Source organism: Paracoccus indicus, from assembly GCF_003056335.1.
GTDB classification, from domain to species: domain Bacteria; phylum Pseudomonadota; class Alphaproteobacteria; order Rhodobacterales; family Rhodobacteraceae; genus Paracoccus; species Paracoccus indicus.
In genome coordinates this window covers 14,558-29,460 of sequence record NZ_PYWA01000011.1, presented here as the reverse complement: position 1 = coordinate 29,460, position 14,903 = coordinate 14,558, and the positions used below count along the sequence as shown (strand labels likewise).

Below are 14,903 nucleotides of genomic sequence, written 5' to 3'. Positions count from 1 at the left end.
CGAAACGCCGCCCCGAGGGGCGGCGTCTGCGTATCTGCGATGGTCAGGGCTATCAGAAGCCGAGGCCTGCATATTTGGATTTGAACTTGGTGACGCGGCCGCCAGCATCCATGAGGCGGGTGGAGCCACCGTTCCAAGCGGGGTGCGACGTCGGGTCGATGTCCAGCGTCATCGAGTCGCCTTCCGACCCCCAGGTCGAACGGGTCTGGTAGGTGGTCCCGTCGGTCATCTTGACCTCGATCATGTGATAATCGGGATGGATATCGTTTTTCATCTCGTGACCTCGGTTCAGGCTTTCGCGTCGGATTTGGGGCGGTAGTTGGTTTTCTCGACAATACGTGCCGATTTACCACGACGGTCGCGCAGGTAGTACAGCTTGGCGCGACGGACCTTACCGCGACGGACGACCTCGATCGAGTCGATGTTGGTCGAATAGAGCGGGAACACGCGTTCCACGCCTTCACCGAAGCTGATCTTGCGCACGGTGAAGCTGGCGGCGATGGTGCTGCCGCCCTTGCGCGAGATGCAGACGCCTTCGTAGTTCTGGACGCGCGAGCGGGTGCCCTCGGTCACCTTGTAGCCGACGCGGACGGTGTCGCCGGCCTTGAAGTCGGGAATGTTCTTGCCAAGCTCGGCGATTTGCTCGGCTTCGAGTTCTGCGATCAGATTCATCGCTGTTGATCCTTATCATGCTCGCGGTGGTTCCGCGATTGGTCTGATGCGCCCGAGCGCTGTCGGTCCTTTGCCGGGTCCACATGCGTTTCCGCATATGCCCGCCACAGATCGGGGCGGCGTTCCTTGGTCAGCCGTTCGGCCTCACTTGCACGCCACTTGGCAATGGCCGCATGATTGCCCGACAACAGGATGTCGGGGATCTGGCGGTCTTCCCAAAGGGCGGGCTTCGTGTACTGAGGGTGTTCCAGAAGACCCCGGTTGCCGACGGAAAAGGATTCCTCGGCCAGCGAATCCTGATTCCCCAGCACGCGCGGTATAAGCCGGACCGTCGTGTCGATCAAGACCTGAGCGGCGATCTCTCCTCCGGTCAGGACATAATCGCCGATGCTGATCTCCTCGACGTCATGGGCGTCTAGGACGCGCTGATCGACGCCCTCGAAGCGGCCGCAGATCAGGATGACGCCGGGACCTTGCGCCAGTTCGCGGGCGCGGGCTTGGGTCAGGGGTTTGCCGCGGGGCGACATGTAGATGACAGGCAGGCGCGCGCCAGCCGATGCGTCGCGGATGGCCGCGTCCATCACGTCGGCGCGGATCACCATGCCGGCGCCACCACCGGCGGGGGTGTCATCGACGTTGCGATGCTTGCCGGTGCCGAAGTCGCGCAGGGGGATGGTCTGGATGTTCCACAGGCCCTGCGACAGCGCCTTGCCGGTCAGCGACAGGCCGAGGATGCCGGGGAAGGCTTCGGGGAACAGGGTGATGACACGCGCGGTCCAGGCACCCTGAACCTGAGGTTCGGCCATCAGTTCACGCGGACGCAGGGTCGCGCTGATCGACAGGCGGCCATGCGATTTCGGCGGTTGGGTCATTCGTCGGCGCCGGGCGGGTCGGCCACGATACGACGGGCGGCCAGATCGACGGTCGGCACGATGGCCTTGGTGAACGGCAGCATCAGGATGTCCTTGCCGCCCACGATCTCGAGGATATCACCCGCGCCATGGTCATAGATGGCGCGCACGCGGCCAAGCGATTGGCCACCGGTGTCCACGACATCCAGCCCGATCAGGTCAGCGTGATAAAATTCGTCGTCGGGAAGCGAGGGCAGGGCCGCGCGCGGCGCCCAGAGCGTCATGCCCTTCAGGGCCTCGGCCTCTTCCCGGGTGGCGATGCCGCTGACGCGGGCACCGATGCCGCCGGTGACCGCACGGGTCAGCGAGACGGTGAAGGACCGCTTGCCATCCTCGGATGTCAGCGGCGTGTAATTCGCGATGTCGGTGGGTTCGGCGCAGAAGCTTTTCAGCCGGACCTCGCCATGGACCCCGAAGGCCCCGGCGATCGCGCCGACACAGATGCGGTCGTCAGCCATTCTTTGCCTCCTGGTTAGTGTCTGGCGGGGTTGCCCCCGCCAGCAGAGATCACTCGGCTTCGGCCGGAGCGGCAGCTTTCGCAGCACGCTCTTCCGCGCGCTTGGCGGCTTTCTTGCCGGGGACGGCCTTCTTCATGTTCTTGCGCTCGGCCTTTTCCTTGACGCCGGCAGCTTCCAGGAAGCGTGCGACGCGGTCGGTCGGCTGTGCGCCCTGACCCAGCCAGTACTGGATACGCTCGATATCCATCTTGACGCGGTCTTCGCTGTCCTTGGCCAGCAGCGGGTTGTAGGTGCCCAGCTTTTCCAGGAAGCGGCCGTCGCGCGGCATGCGCGAATCGGAAGCGACGATGGCATAGTGGGGACGTTTCTTGCTGCCACCACGGGCAAGGCGGATCTTCATGGACATGGGTAGTCTCCTTGGAAAGTCGTGACGCGATGCGTCAGGGTTGCAGGCGTTCGTGGTGCCGAATGACTTCGGCGATCACGAAATTCAGGAATTTGCGCGCGAATTCCGGGTTCAGATCGGCCTCGCGCGCGAGGCGTTCCAGCCGCTCGATCTGTTGCGCTTCGCGCGTCGGATCCGAGGGAGGAAGGTCGTGTTCGGCTTTCAGTTTGCCGACGGATTGGGTGTGCTTGAACCTTTCGGCAAGCGTATAGACCAGAATGGCATCCAGGCGGTCGATGCTGGCGCGGTGTTCGGCCAGGATTTCAGCGGCGCGCAGGGCCTCTTCGGGGGTATCGGTCATGGTCATTTCTTTCCGAAAAGACTGCCGAGGCCACCGGGAAGCCCGGCCTTGCCCAGTTGTCCGCCCAGACCCTTGGGGTCCTGCAGCATCTTCTGGGCCTCGGCCATCTTCGCGGGGTCGAGGTTGTCCATGTCGGGCAGCCCGCCGCCCTTGCCGGTCATGGCGCGCATGGCTTGCTTCATCATGCCGCCCTTGCCCATCTTGCCCAGCTTCTTCATCGTGTCGGCCATCTGCTTCTGCATCTTCAGCAGCTTGTTCAGCTCGGACACTTCGAGGCCCGCACCGGCGGCGATGCGCTTCTTGCGGCTGGCCTGCAGAAGATCGGGGTTGGCCCGTTCCTTCTTGGTCATCGAGTTGATCAGCGCCAGCTGACGGCGGACGACCTTGTCGTCGAAGCCTGCAGCCTCGGCCTGCTTGGCCATCTTGGACATGCCGGGCATCATCGACATGACCGACTGCATGCCGCCCATCTTCTGCATCTGCTCCAGCTGGCCGCGCAGGTCGTTCATGTTGAACAGGCCCTTCTGGAAGCGCTTCATCATGCGTTCGGCCTGTTCGACCTCCAGCACCTGCTGCGCCTTTTCGACCAGGGCCACGATGTCGCCCATGCCGAGGATACGGCCCGCGACGCGTTCGGCGTCGAAGGTTTCCAGCGCGTCCATCTTTTCGCCAAGACCCACGAAGCGGATCGGCTTGCCGGTGACCGCCCGCATCGAGAGCGCCGCGCCGCCGCGACCGTCGCCATCCATGCGGGTCAGGACGACGCCGCTGATGCCGACCTTGCCGTCGAATTCGGTGGCGACGTTGACGGCATCCTGGCCGGTCAGGCCGTCGACGACCAGGATGGTCTCGCGCGGTTGGGCGATGTCGCGGACGGCCTGCACCTCGTCCATCAGGACTTCGTCGATGTGCAGACGACCGGCGGTATCCAGCAGGAAGACGTCGTAACCGCCCAGGGAGGCCTGCGTCTTGGCGCGCTTGGCGATCTGGGGGGCGGTCTCGCCCTTGACGATGGGCAGCGTGTCGACGCCGATCTGCTGGCCGAGGATGGCCAGCTGCTCCATCGCGGCGGGGCGGTTGGTGTCCAGCGACGCCATCAGCACGCGCTTCTTCTCGCGGTCCTTCAGGCGCAGGGCCAGCTTGGCGGTGGTCGTGGTCTTGCCCGAGCCCTGCAGGCCGACCATCAGGATCGGCGCGGGCGGGTTGTCGATGCGCAGCGCCTCGGGGGCATCCTCGCCCTGCAGGACCTTGATCAGCTCGTCATGGACAATCTTGACGACCTGCTGGCCGGGGCTGACCGATTTCGTGACGGACGCGCCCGTGGCCTTCGAGGTGACCGCCTTGACGAAGCTGCGCGCCACCGGCAGCGAGACGTCGGCCTCCAGCAGGGCGACGCGCACCTCGCGCATGGCGGTGGTGACGTCATCCTCGGTCAGGGCGCCTTGCTTGGTCAGCCGGTCGAAGACGCCGCCCAAACGGTCGGAAAGGTTCTCGAACATAGGCCGGGCCTCCTGCGGTCCAAATACGGTTTTGCCCCCGTGGGCGCAACGCGCTGACGGGGGGCGATCCCCGTGCCTGACGGGGACCGGAAGGCTTTCCTTCCGGGAATCGAGGGTCTGATACGCAGAAACGGCCCCCAAGTCAACCTTGGGGGCCGTTTCCATTCACGGGTCGGATCAGGCGGCGATCTGGTCCATGGCTTCCTTGGCGCGGGCGAAGGCGGCGTCGCGATCCATCATCAGGCCGTCGGCCGCGACGAAGGACACATCCGTGATCCCCAGGAAACCCAGCATGTGGCGCAGATAGCCCGAAGCATGGTCCATGTCGGACCCGAAGGGCGTGCCGCCCGAAGCATAGGCGACGATGGCGCGCTTGTTCTTCAGCAGACCTTCGGGGCCGTTGGCGGTGTATTGGAAGCTGACACCGGCGCGGGCGATCTGGTCCAGCCAGTTCTTCAGCTGCGCGGGCAGGGCAAAGTTGTAGACCGGCAGCGCGATGACCAGCGTATCGGCGTCCTGCACTTCCTTCAGCAGGGCATCGGAATCGGCGACGCGGGCCTTGTGCGCCTCGGTCGGTTGGTCGACGCCGACGCGGACAGCCTCGAACCAGGTGCTGTCGATGGCGGGCACGCCGGCGTTCAGGTCGCGATAGGTGACCGTGGCGTCGGGGTTGGCGTTCTTCAGGCGGGCGGTGATGTCGGCAGTCAGTTGACGGGTGACCGAGGCTTCGCCGGTGACGGCGCTGTCAATTTGGAGGATATGCATCTGCGGCTCCTTGAGTATCATGGTGTTGGCATCGACTTATGCCTATGCACCTGCGAACGAAAGGCCGATAATCGCGCAATACCTGTGCAGGAGCGCACATGACCGTCGACAGTTGGGACGACATCCGCGTGGCGCTGGCCGTCGCGCGCACCGGAACCGTCAGCGGGGCGGCCGCCGATCTGGGCGTGCATCATGCGACCGTGATCCGGCGCATCGACGCGCTGGAGGCTGCGCTGCAGGCCCGCCTGTTCCAGCGCCATCCCCGCGGCTATGCCCTGACCGAGGCCGGGCGCACCCTGCTGGAGACCGCCGATCTGACCGACCAGCGTTTCGCGCAGATGGCCGCCCAGATCGCGGGCAGCGGCCAGCGGATCGAGGGCGAGCTGATCGTCACCGTCATCCCCGAGCTGGCCCATCTGGTCATGCCGCGTCTGGCCGCCCTGATGACCCGGCACCCCGATCTGCACATCAGCTATCTGACCGATGTGCGATTGTTCAGGCTTGCCTCGGGCGAGGCGCATGTCGCCATCAGGGCGGGGTCCCGGCCCACGCAGCCCGATTACGTGGTGCTGTCGATGGGCAGCATCAAGCAGGCGCTGTTCGCATCGCAGCAGTATCTGGACCGGCACGGCCCCGTGTTGAACCTCCGCGATCACCGCTTCGCCCTGCCGGGCCCCGAGGCGCGCAATGCGCCCCTGATGCGCTGGCTGGAACCGCGGCTGGAACCGCGCAACATCGTGCTGACCGCCAATGACGCCGACGCGCGCGAGATGGTCATCCGCAAGGGGCTTGCCATCGGTCCCTTGGCAGCCGATCGGTCACGTGGCCTGATCGAGGTGATGTCCCTGCCGGAATGGAATGGCGACCTATGGATCGTCACCCATGTCGATCTGCATCGAACGCCCAAGGTGCAAGCCGCGCTGGCGGCCCTGCGACAGCCCGGCTGAGGGGCTTTCGCTTGGTCCCGACCTGAGGCAGGCTGCGCCGCAAGGAGAACGCCATGACCCATCCCATCAGCCGCTTTGCCGTCCCCGATCTGGACAACCTTCCGCCCGATATCCGCGACACCATCACGAAGGTCTCGGAAAAATCGGGCTTCGTGCCGAACGTCTTTCTGGCGCTGGCCCATCGCCCGGCCGAATTCCGCGCCTTCTTCGCCTATCACGATGCGCTGATGGACAAGGACGAGGGTCTGACCAAAGCCGAGCGCGAGATGATCGTCGTGGCGACCAGCGGGTTGAACCGCTGCCAGTATTGCGTCGTGGCCCATGGGGCAATCCTGCGCATCCGCGCCAAGGACCCGCTGATCGCCGATCAGGTGGCGGTGAACTGGCGCAAGGCCGATCTGAGCGACCGCCAGCGTGCCATGCTGCGCTATGCCGAAAAGGTCGCGCTGGCCGCGCAGGACATCGAGGAGGCCGATCATCAGGCGCTGGCACAGGCGGGTTTCACCCCCGACGAGATCTGGGACATCGGCGCCATCGCCGCCTTCTTCGGCATGTCGAACCGGCTGGTGAACGCGGGCGACATCCGCCCCAACGACGAATTCTACATGCTGGGCCGCCAGCCATGAGCGCCGCCGCATCCCCCGCCATCAGCACCCGGATGGAGGCCGCCGATTGGGCGCTGCTGTTGCTGCTGTCGCTGATCTGGGGTGGTTCCTTCTTTCTGATCGGCGTGATCGTGGGGCATCTGCCGGTCATCAGCATCGTCGCGATCCGCGTCGCCGTCGCGGCGCTGGTCCTTTGGGGCGTCGTCATCGTCACCGGACGCCCCATCCCGCGCGGGGCCGACCTCTGGGGGGCATTCCTGGTGATGGGGGTGCTGAACAACGCGATCCCCTTCGGGCTGATCGTCTGGGCGCAGACCTCGATCCCGGCGGGGCTGGCCTCGATCCTGAATGCGACGACGCCGCTGTTCACGGTGCTGGTCTCGACCCTGGTCCTGACTGACGAACGCGCAAATCTAACGCGGCTGGCGGGGGTCGCGACGGGGTTGGGCGGGGTCGCCGTGATGATCGGACTGGACAGCATGTCCGGGGGCCACGGGATGCTGCCGCAGGTGGCGATGCTGGGGGCGGCGATCAGCTATGCCTGCGCCGCGGCCTTTGGCAGGCAGTTCCGCAGGCGCGGCATCGACCCGGTGGTGACGGCGGCGGGCATGGTCACCGGCTCCAGCATCGTGCTGCTGCCCCTTGCGCTGGCGGTGGACGGGCTGCCGTCCATGGATGTGCCGGGGCGTGTCTGGCTGGCGGTGCTGGTGCTGGGCGCGGTCTGCACCGGGTTGGCCTATGTGATGTTCTTCCGCATCCTGGGACGGGCAGGGGCCACCAACATCTCGCTTGTGACCTTCCTTGTGCCCGTCTCGGCGATCCTGCTGGGCTGGCTGTTTCTGGGCGAGAGCTTGGGCGCGGTCCAGCTGCTGGGCATGGCGGTCATCGGGCTGGGTCTGGCGATGATCGACGGGCGGCTGATCAGGCGCTCCGCACCGCCGGCGTGACCATATCGCGACGCCGCGCAACCATTCGTGATCGCCGGGTGCGCGGTGACTTTCCTTCGCCCTGACCGGCAGTTAGGTTCGCGTCAGGGGACAGGACAAGAGGCGGCCAGTGGCGCATATCATCGTGGTCGGAAACGAAAAGGGCGGGTCGGGCAAGTCGACCACGTCCATGCATGTGACCACCGCCTTGGCACGCATGGGGCATACCGTCGGCGGCCTTGATCTGGACGTGCGCCAGCGCAGCTTTGCCCGCTATCTTGAAAACCGCAGCGCCTTTCGCGCGCGCGAAGGCCTGGATCTGCCCATGCCCGTCCTGGCCCAGCTGGGAGAGGGATCGGACCCCCTGACCCCCGCGCTGGAGCTGCTGGAAAAGCAGTGCGACTTCATCCTGCTGGACTGCCCCGGATCGCATACGAAGCTCAGCCAGATGGCGCATACCGTGGCCGACACGCTGATCACCCCCATGAACGACAGTTTCGTCGATTTCGACCTGCTGGCGCGCCTGTCGCCCGAGGGGCAGGTGCTTGGCCCCTCGATCTATGCCGAGATGGTCTGGGGCGCGCGTCAGATGCGGGGGCAGGCGGGGGCGGGACCCATCGACTGGCTGGTCCTGCGCAACCGGCTTGGCACCCAGCAGATGCACAACAAGCGCAAGGTCGGGGGGGCGCTGGCGTCCCTGTCCAAGCGCATCGGGTTTCGCGTGGCGCCGGGCTTTTCCGAACGCGTCATTTTCCGCGAGCTTTTCCCGCGCGGGCTGACGCTGCTGGACCTGAAGGATGTGGGCACCGAGACGCTGTCGATGTCCCATATCGCGGCGCGGCAGGAGCTGCGCGATCTGATCACCGAGCTGAACCTGCCGGGCGTCTCGGTCACCTTCTAGGAACCTGCGCGCCGTCCCTTGCATTGTCTGCACGACAAGACATGAAGCAAAGGAGACCGAACATGGCCAATATTCTGATCATGGCATCCGACGGGTTCGAGCAATCCGAGCTGTTCGTCCCGCTGGAGAAACTGAAGGACGCCGGTCACGAGGTCCACATCGCCGCCCCCGAGGTCGGTGACATCCGGGCTTGGGACAAAGACGATTGGGGCAAGACCGTGAAGGCCGATCTGGCCATTGCCGATCAAAGCCCCGAAGGCTTCGATGCGCTTGTCCTGCCGGGCGGTGTCATCAACCCCGACAACCTTCGCGTCAACGACAAGGCTGTCGGCCTGATCAAGGCATTCGCGGATGCGGGCAAACCCGTCGCAGCCATCTGCCACGCCCCGTGGCTGCTGGTCGAGGCAGGACTGGCCGAGGGTCGCAAGATGACCAGCTTCACCTCGATCCGCAGCGATATCCGCAACGCGGGCGCCGACGTCGTCGATCAATCCGTGGTCGAGGATCGTGGCGTGATCACCAGCCGCAATCCCGACGATCTGGATGACTTTGTGCAGGCCATTTCCAAGTCTGTCGCGTGATCCACCGACGATGTCGAAAAAGAAAGGCCGCGCCCGGTATCCGGACGCGGCCGTCTTTGTTTCTCAATGGACCTACTTGCGGGCCATCCCTTCCTTCTTGCAATAGCTGTCCGCGACAGCCACCGACATGCCGGCCGGGGCATCCGTGGCGCGATCCCAATCCGTCAGGCCGGAGGTATACAGCTGACAGGTCACGGGACCTTGCGGCGTCTCGACCATGACAGGCGGGGTCTCGAAGCTGCGCGGGGTGCAGGCGGCCAGGGCTGCCGCTGCAACAAGGATTGAAAAGGCCTTCGGGATCATCTCGATCCTCCTTCTTGGGATGGCGATACCATTGACGGAACATCTGCCGGCCTGCCGGGGGGGGGGGGGAGGCAGGCGAACAAATGACACAGGCGGTAGGCTAGGTTGCCGTACCGCCTGTGTCGATCAATGCATCGGTATAGACGCCCCTCTATCGGGATAGGTCGTCAGGCCAGCATGCCGATCGGGTTTTCCAGATGGGCGACGATCGCCTCCAGCAGCTGGGCCCCCATGGCGCCGTCGATCACGCGGTGGTCGACCGACAGCGTCATCGACATCACGTTGCGGATGACGACCTGATCGCCTTCGACCACGGGGGTCTTGACGCCCGCGCCGACGGCCAGGATCGCGCCATGCGGCGGGTTGATGACGGCATCGAAATTCTCGATCCCGAACATGCCCAGGTTGCTGATCGCAAAGCTGCCGCCCTGGTATTCATGGGGGGCCAGCTTCTTGGACTTGGCGCGGCTTGCCAGATCCTTCATCTCGGCCGAGAGGGTGGACAGCGTCTTTTGATGCGCGTCCTTCAGGACCGGAGTGAACAGACCGCCATCGATGGCCACGGCAACGGCCACGTCCGAAGGCGTCAGCTTCAGGATGCGGTCGCCCGCCCAGACCGCATTCGCGTCAGGAACCTGCTGCAGTGCCAGGGCGCTGGCCTTGATGATGAAGTCGTTGACCGACAGCTTGACCCCGCGTCCCTCCAGCTGCTTGTTCAGCGTGGCGCGGAACTCCATCAGCGCATCCAGCTTGGCCGAACGGCGCAGATAGAAATGCGGGATGGTCTGCTTGGCCTCCGTCAGACGCGCGGCGATGGTGCGGCGCATGCCGTCCAGCTGAACCTCGGTCGTCTCGCGGTCGGCATACATCTTGATGACGGCATCGGTGGACAGACCCTTGGGGGCCTGTGCGGGGGTGGCTGCCGCCGCGGGGGCTTGGGCCGCGGCAGGTGCGGCATCGGCCTTGGCAGGGGCCACGCCCGGCTTGGCGCTTTCCACATCGGCCTTGACGATCCGACCGCGCGGGCCCGAGCCCTTGATCGCGGAGAGGTCCAGCCCCTTGTCGGCAGCAATCCGCCGCGCAAGGGGCGAGGCGAAGATGCGGCTGCCGTCTTCGGACTTGGACGCCGGACCCGAAGGCTTGGCGGGCGAGATGTCGCGGTCCGCCTCGCCCTGAACCTCGCGCGAGGCTTCGGCCGGGGCGCTGTCGGCTTTGGCATCCGACTTGGCATCCGCCTTCGGGGCCGAGATGTCATCGGCGGATTCGCCGTCCTCCAGCAGCACGGCAATGGCGGTGTTGACCGCCACGCCCGAGGTGCCTTCGGCGATCAGGATCTTGCCGATGGTGCCTTCGTCGACGGCCTCGAACTCCATCGTGGCCTTGTCGGTCTCGATCTCGGCGAGGATATCGCCGGATTTGACCTCGTCGCCCTCTTTCACCAGCCATTTGGCCAGCGTGCCTTCCTCCATCGTGGGGGACAGCGCGGGCATCAGGATTTCCGTGGGCATCGCGTTGCCTCCCTTACTTGTAGGTGACTTTTTTCACGGCTTCGACGACCTCGGCGGGCGTGATCAGCGCGTGTTTTTCCAGGTTTGCGGCATAGGGCATCGGCACGTCCTTGCCGGTGCAGTTGATGACCGGCGCGTCCAGATAGTCGAAGGCGTTCTCCATCAACCAGGCCGAGATGTGGTTGCCGATGGACCCGACGGGGAAGCCTTCCTCGACGGTGACGCAGCGGTTGGTCCGCTTGACCGATTCCAGGATCGAGCCGTAATCCAGCGGGCGCAGGGTCCGCAGGTCGATCACTTCGGCCTCGATGCCCTCCTCGGCCAGCTTGTCTGCGGCTTCCAGCGCGTGGGCCATGCCGATGCCGAAGCTGACGATGGTCACGTCGTCACCCTTGCGGGCGATGCGGGCCTTGCCGAAGGGAATGGTGAAGTCTTCCAGGTCCGGGACCTCGAAGCTGCGGCCATAGAGGATTTCGTTCTCCAGGAAGATGACCGGGTTCGGATCGCGGATCGCCTGCTTCATCAGGCCCTTCGCATCGGCTGCCGAATAGGGCATCACGACCTTCAGGCCGGGAATGGCGGCGAACCATGCGGCGTAATCCTGGCTGTGCTGGGCACCCACGCGGGCAGCAGCGCCGTTCGGGCCGCGGAAGACCATCGGCGCACCCATCTGACCGCCCGACATGTACAGCGTCTTGGCAGCCGAGTTGATGATGTGGTCCATCGCCTGCATGGCGAAGTTGAAGGTCATGAATTCCACGATCGGGCGCAGGCCGGCCAGCGCCGCCCCCGTGCCAATGCCGGCAAAGCCGATTTCGCTGATCGGCGTGTCGACGACCCGGCGCGGACCGAACTTGTCCAGCAGGCCCTGGCTGATCTTGTAGGCGCCCTGGTATTCGCCGACCTCTTCGCCCATCAGGAAGACGGTGTCGTCGCGTTCCATTTCTTCCGCCATGGCTTCGCGCAGCGCTTCGCGCACGGTCATGGTCTTCATCTTGGTGCCCTCGGGCCAGTCGGGGCTGGTGTCGGGGGCAGGGGTCTTGACCTCTTCCACGGCCGAGGTGGTGGGCTTTTCGGCAGGCGCGGCTTCAGCGGGGGCTTCGGCTTCGGCCGGGGCCTTGATGTCGTCGGCGCTTTCGCCTTCCTCGATCAGGACGGCAATGGGCGTGTTCACCTTGACGCCCTGTTCGCCTTCCTGGACCAGGATCTTGCCCAGGATGCCTTCATCGACAGCCTCGAATTCCATCGTGGCCTTGTCGGTCTCGATCTCGGCCAGGATGTCGCCGGATTTGACCTCGTCGCCTTCCTTCTTCAGCCATTTCGCAAGCGTGCCTTCCTCCATCGTGGGGGACAGGGCAGGCATCAGGATTTCGGTAGCCATGTTACGTCACCCCCTCAGGCGTTTTCTTCGGCACTGCCCTGCGGCAGTTCGGTGGCATAGATGTCGGTCCAGAGCTCGTCCAGGGCGGGCTCGGGGCTTTCCTTGGCGAACTCGGCCGAGTCGTTGACGACGTCCTTGATTTCCTTGTCCAGCGCCTTCAGCTCCTCCTCGGAGGCATGCTTGCCCTGCAGCAGCAGCTCGCGGATGTTCTCGATCGGATCGCGTTCGTCGCGCATCTTCTGGACTTCCTCGCGGGTCCGGTACTTGGCCGGGTCGGACATCGAATGTCCGCGATAGCGATAGGTCATCACTTCCAGGATATAGGGGCCCTTGCCTGCACGGCAGTGGGCCACGGCCTTTTCACCGGCGGCCTTGACGGCCATCACGTCCATGCCATCGACCTGCTCGCCCGAGATGCCGAAGGCCTCGCCGCGACCAAAGAGGCTGGTCGACTTGGTCGAGCGCTTGACGCTGGTGCCCATGGCGTACTGGTTGTTCTCGATCACGAAGATGACCGGCAGATCCCATTGGGCGGCCATGTTGTAGGTCTCGTAGACCTGGCCCTGGTTCGCGGCGCCGTCACCGAAATAGGTGAAGGTGACGTTGTCGTTGCCCAGGTATTTGTCGGCGAAGGCAAGGCCCGCGCCAAGCGGCACCTGCGCGGCCACGATGCCATGCCCGCCATAGAAATGCTTCTCGCGGCTGAACATGTGCATGCTGCCGCCCTTGCCCTTGGAGTAGCCGCCTTCGCGGCCGGTCAGCTCGGCCATGACGCCGCGGGCTTCCATGCCGCAGGCCAGCATGTGACCGTGGTCGCGATAGCTGGTGATGCGCTTGTCGCCTTCCTTGGCGCAGGCTTCCAGACCCACGACGACGGCTTCCTGACCGATATAGAGGTGGCAGAAACCACCGATCAGGCCCATGCCGTAAAGCTGACCGGCCTTTTCCTCGAATCGGCGGATCAGCAGCATGTCCCGATAATATTGCAGCAGCTCGTCCTTCGATACGTTCGAAGGCGCCTCCGGTTGGGGGCTGGGTTTCCTGGCCATGCGGCGTATCCTCCTGGAGCGTGGTAGGGATAGTTCAGCGTTAAACTAATCCGTAACCCATCGGTTGCAGCCGTGCAATGCCGGTCAAAACCGCCCGTGGCCGCCCCTCAGCGCAGGATGATTTCATCCGAACGCAGCAACCCCAGAACTTCGCGGGCGCGTTCGTCCAGAAGATCGATGTCCAGGTAATCGTCCGACAGGCGGTGGGTCAGGTTCTGCATTCGCTCGACCTCGGCCTGAAGGTCGTTGCGCTGCGATTCCAGATCGGCCGTCTCGGCCTCGATCTGGATGCGGCGCAGGATGCCCGATGGGCCTTGCACGGCCGCAAAGGCGAAATAGAGACCGAGGGCGCAGATGACGACAAGATAGACGGTCGCGCCGATCGACAGGCGTTGAGGCATGGGGCTGTTCCTTGTGGCGCTGCCGATCATGCCACAGCGCAACCGGCGGGGGAATCCCCGTGATGCATCTTGTCAGGCGCGGCTGCGGAAGATCGCCTCAAGCCGTTGCGCTTCCTCGGCGAGGCCCCAGGGCGGGTTGATGACGAACATGCCGGATCCGATCATCGAATGGCCGTCGCGTGCAGGCGGGAAGCGCACCTCGGACAGCAGGGCGTCGGGGAACTGGCTGGTCAGCTGCGCGGTCATGGCCAGATGCCGGTGATCGGTCAGGATCGGATACCACAGCGCGATCACGCCGACGTTCCACTTGCGGGCCAGCAGGCCGATCTGGCGTGGGACGATGTCGTATTCTGCCTTGATCTCATAGCTGGGATCGATCAGCAGCATGCCTCGGCGCGGGGTCGGCGGGCATTGCGCCTGCGCCATCTCGAACCCGTCGCGGGCGTGCAGGGTGGCGAAACCGGCCACGGAGCGGAGGGCCTGATGTTCGGCGGGGTGCAGTTCGGCCAGATGGATGCGATCATCGGGGCGGATGAAATGCGCGGCCACCAGCGGCGAGCCGGGATAGACGTCAGGCCCGCGCGACCTGCGGATCGCCGCCAGCGCATCCATCAGCGGGTGATCGCCCGGCAGCCAGTCGTCGGCAAGGGCGCGGGTGATGCCGGCCTCGGCCTCGCCCGTCTTGCGGGCCTCGGGGCCAGTCAGGTCGTAAAGGCCGCGACCCGCATGGGTTTCCAGATAGGACAACGGCTTGTCCTTGCGGGTCAGATATTCCATGGCGACCGCCAGCAGCGCGTGCTTGTGCAGATCGGCCAGGTTTCCTGCGTGATAGGCGTGTTGATAACTGAGCATGATCCACGCTTAGCGCCCTTCCGCGGGCACGGAAAGCGGTCAATCGGCGCGCTTCAGCTCGGACCGGCTTTTCAGCACGCGGTCGCCGTCGTCCTGTTCGATCAGATAGGCGGGATCGTCGCGGCTGGCCTTGCGGGTGATGGTCGTCCCCTTGATCTGACGGCTGACGTCCTCGCGGAAGATCTCGGTGATCTTGCCGGTCGCGGAATGGCCCGACCAGTCCCATTCGACCTTGGTTCCCTTGCGCAGAATCATGATGCCTCCGGTTCGCGTGTTCCAGATGGGAATGCGCGATCGGGTGCAGGGTTCCGCTGAAATGAAAATGCGGCGACCCCAGGGAGGAGGAGGGGGTCGCCGCGAAACGCTGGCCCAGGGAGGAGGAGGGGCCGCGTTTTGGG

The 14,903-nt window shown here is 64.9% G+C and carries 20 protein-coding genes; 5 read left to right on the top strand and 15 right to left on the bottom strand.

The features are described 5' to 3' along the window. Positions 1-52 precede the first annotated feature (52 nt). The 8 genes from rpmE to DDE75_RS15760 form a co-directional block, all read right to left on the bottom strand. Positions 53-274, bottom strand: coding sequence for a 50S ribosomal protein L31 (gene rpmE / locus DDE75_RS15795; RefSeq protein ID WP_072298490.1), 222 nt, complete (start codon positions 272-274; stop codon positions 53-55). Positions 275-288: 14 nt separating this feature from the next. Beyond that, on the bottom strand, positions 289-672 hold the full coding sequence (gene rplS / locus DDE75_RS15790; protein WP_108503348.1) for a 50S ribosomal protein L19: 384 nt from the start codon (positions 670-672) through the stop codon (positions 289-291). Further along, positions 669-1,544: a tRNA (guanosine(37)-N1)-methyltransferase TrmD gene (gene trmD, locus DDE75_RS15785; RefSeq protein ID WP_108503347.1), complete on the bottom strand. Its 876-nt coding sequence runs from the start codon at positions 1,542-1,544 to the stop codon at positions 669-671. The genes rplS and trmD overlap by 4 nt, the downstream gene beginning before the upstream one ends. Beyond that, the gene (gene rimM, locus DDE75_RS15780) at positions 1,541-2,041 is read right to left on the bottom strand and encodes a ribosome maturation factor RimM (RefSeq protein WP_108503346.1); all 501 of its coding nucleotides are present in this window, start codon (positions 2,039-2,041) and stop codon (positions 1,541-1,543) included. Before rimM ends, trmD begins: the two co-directional genes overlap by 4 nt. Positions 2,042-2,090: 49 nt before the next feature. Continuing rightward, positions 2,091-2,447, bottom strand: coding sequence for a 30S ribosomal protein S16 (gene rpsP, locus DDE75_RS15775; protein ID WP_108503345.1), 357 nt, complete (start codon positions 2,445-2,447; stop codon positions 2,091-2,093). Positions 2,448-2,481: 34 nt separating this feature from the next. Continuing rightward, positions 2,482-2,787, bottom strand: coding sequence for a chorismate mutase (locus tag DDE75_RS15770; protein ID WP_108503415.1), 306 nt, complete (start codon positions 2,785-2,787; stop codon positions 2,482-2,484). Positions 2,788-2,789: 2 nt separating this feature from the next. Continuing rightward, complete coding sequence (ffh, locus tag DDE75_RS15765) at positions 2,790-4,286, bottom strand: signal recognition particle protein (protein ID WP_108503344.1); 1,497 nt, start codon at positions 4,284-4,286, stop codon at positions 2,790-2,792. Between the two features lie 177 nt (positions 4,287-4,463). Continuing rightward, the gene (locus DDE75_RS15760) at positions 4,464-5,051 is read right to left on the bottom strand and encodes an FMN-dependent NADH-azoreductase (RefSeq protein ID WP_108503343.1); all 588 of its coding nucleotides are present in this window, start codon (positions 5,049-5,051) and stop codon (positions 4,464-4,466) included. Between the two features lie 98 nt (positions 5,052-5,149). Between DDE75_RS15760 and DDE75_RS15755 the strand changes: the two genes are divergently transcribed. The 5 genes from DDE75_RS15755 (at position 5,150) to DDE75_RS15735 (ending at position 9,011) form a co-directional block, all read left to right on the top strand. Then, the gene (locus DDE75_RS15755) at positions 5,150-5,998 is read left to right on the top strand and encodes a LysR family transcriptional regulator (protein ID WP_108503342.1); all 849 of its coding nucleotides are present in this window, start codon (positions 5,150-5,152) and stop codon (positions 5,996-5,998) included. A gap of 53 nt (positions 5,999-6,051) precedes the next feature. Beyond that, complete coding sequence (locus DDE75_RS15750; RefSeq protein WP_108503341.1) at positions 6,052-6,624, top strand: peroxidase-related enzyme; 573 nt, start codon at positions 6,052-6,054, stop codon at positions 6,622-6,624. After that, the gene (locus DDE75_RS15745) at positions 6,621-7,550 is read left to right on the top strand and encodes a DMT family transporter (protein WP_245894774.1); all 930 of its coding nucleotides are present in this window, start codon (positions 6,621-6,623) and stop codon (positions 7,548-7,550) included. Before DDE75_RS15750 ends, DDE75_RS15745 begins: the two co-directional genes overlap by 4 nt. A 109-nt stretch (positions 7,551-7,659) precedes the next feature. After that, positions 7,660-8,430, top strand: a complete 771-nt coding sequence (locus tag DDE75_RS15740) for a division plane positioning ATPase MipZ (protein WP_108503340.1) — start codon at positions 7,660-7,662, stop codon at positions 8,428-8,430. A gap of 62 nt (positions 8,431-8,492) precedes the next feature. Next, the gene (locus DDE75_RS15735) at positions 8,493-9,011 is read left to right on the top strand and encodes a type 1 glutamine amidotransferase domain-containing protein (protein WP_108503339.1); all 519 of its coding nucleotides are present in this window, start codon (positions 8,493-8,495) and stop codon (positions 9,009-9,011) included. Between the two features lie 72 nt (positions 9,012-9,083). Here DDE75_RS15735 and DDE75_RS15730 read toward each other — a convergent pair whose 3' ends face one another. From DDE75_RS15730 to DDE75_RS15700, 7 genes are all read right to left on the bottom strand, one after another. Beyond that, on the bottom strand, positions 9,084-9,314 hold the full coding sequence (locus tag DDE75_RS15730) for a hypothetical protein (protein WP_108503338.1): 231 nt from the start codon (positions 9,312-9,314) through the stop codon (positions 9,084-9,086). Positions 9,315-9,481: 167 nt separating this feature from the next. Continuing rightward, the gene (locus DDE75_RS15725; protein ID WP_108503337.1) at positions 9,482-10,822 is read right to left on the bottom strand and encodes a pyruvate dehydrogenase complex dihydrolipoamide acetyltransferase; all 1,341 of its coding nucleotides are present in this window, start codon (positions 10,820-10,822) and stop codon (positions 9,482-9,484) included. Positions 10,823-10,835: 13 nt separating this feature from the next. Next, positions 10,836-12,203, bottom strand: a complete 1,368-nt coding sequence (locus DDE75_RS15720) for a pyruvate dehydrogenase complex E1 component subunit beta (protein ID WP_108503336.1) — start codon at positions 12,201-12,203, stop codon at positions 10,836-10,838. A 14-nt stretch (positions 12,204-12,217) separates the two neighbouring features. Continuing rightward, positions 12,218-13,252, bottom strand: a complete 1,035-nt coding sequence (gene pdhA, locus DDE75_RS15715) for a pyruvate dehydrogenase (acetyl-transferring) E1 component subunit alpha (protein WP_108503335.1) — start codon at positions 13,250-13,252, stop codon at positions 12,218-12,220. 107 nt (positions 13,253-13,359) lie between these two features. Further along, positions 13,360-13,653 (bottom strand): FtsB family cell division protein, encoded by a 294-nt coding sequence (locus DDE75_RS15710; protein WP_108503413.1) that lies wholly within the window; start codon positions 13,651-13,653, stop codon positions 13,360-13,362. A gap of 72 nt (positions 13,654-13,725) precedes the next feature. Next, entirely contained in the window at positions 13,726-14,505 is a 780-nt protein-coding gene (locus DDE75_RS15705) for a 23S rRNA (adenine(2030)-N(6))-methyltransferase RlmJ (RefSeq protein WP_108503334.1), read from the bottom strand. 39 nt (positions 14,506-14,544) lie between these two features. Then, entirely contained in the window at positions 14,545-14,760 is a 216-nt protein-coding gene (locus DDE75_RS15700) for a hypervirulence associated TUDOR domain-containing protein (RefSeq protein ID WP_108503333.1), read from the bottom strand. Positions 14,761-14,903: the final 143 nt, after the last annotated feature.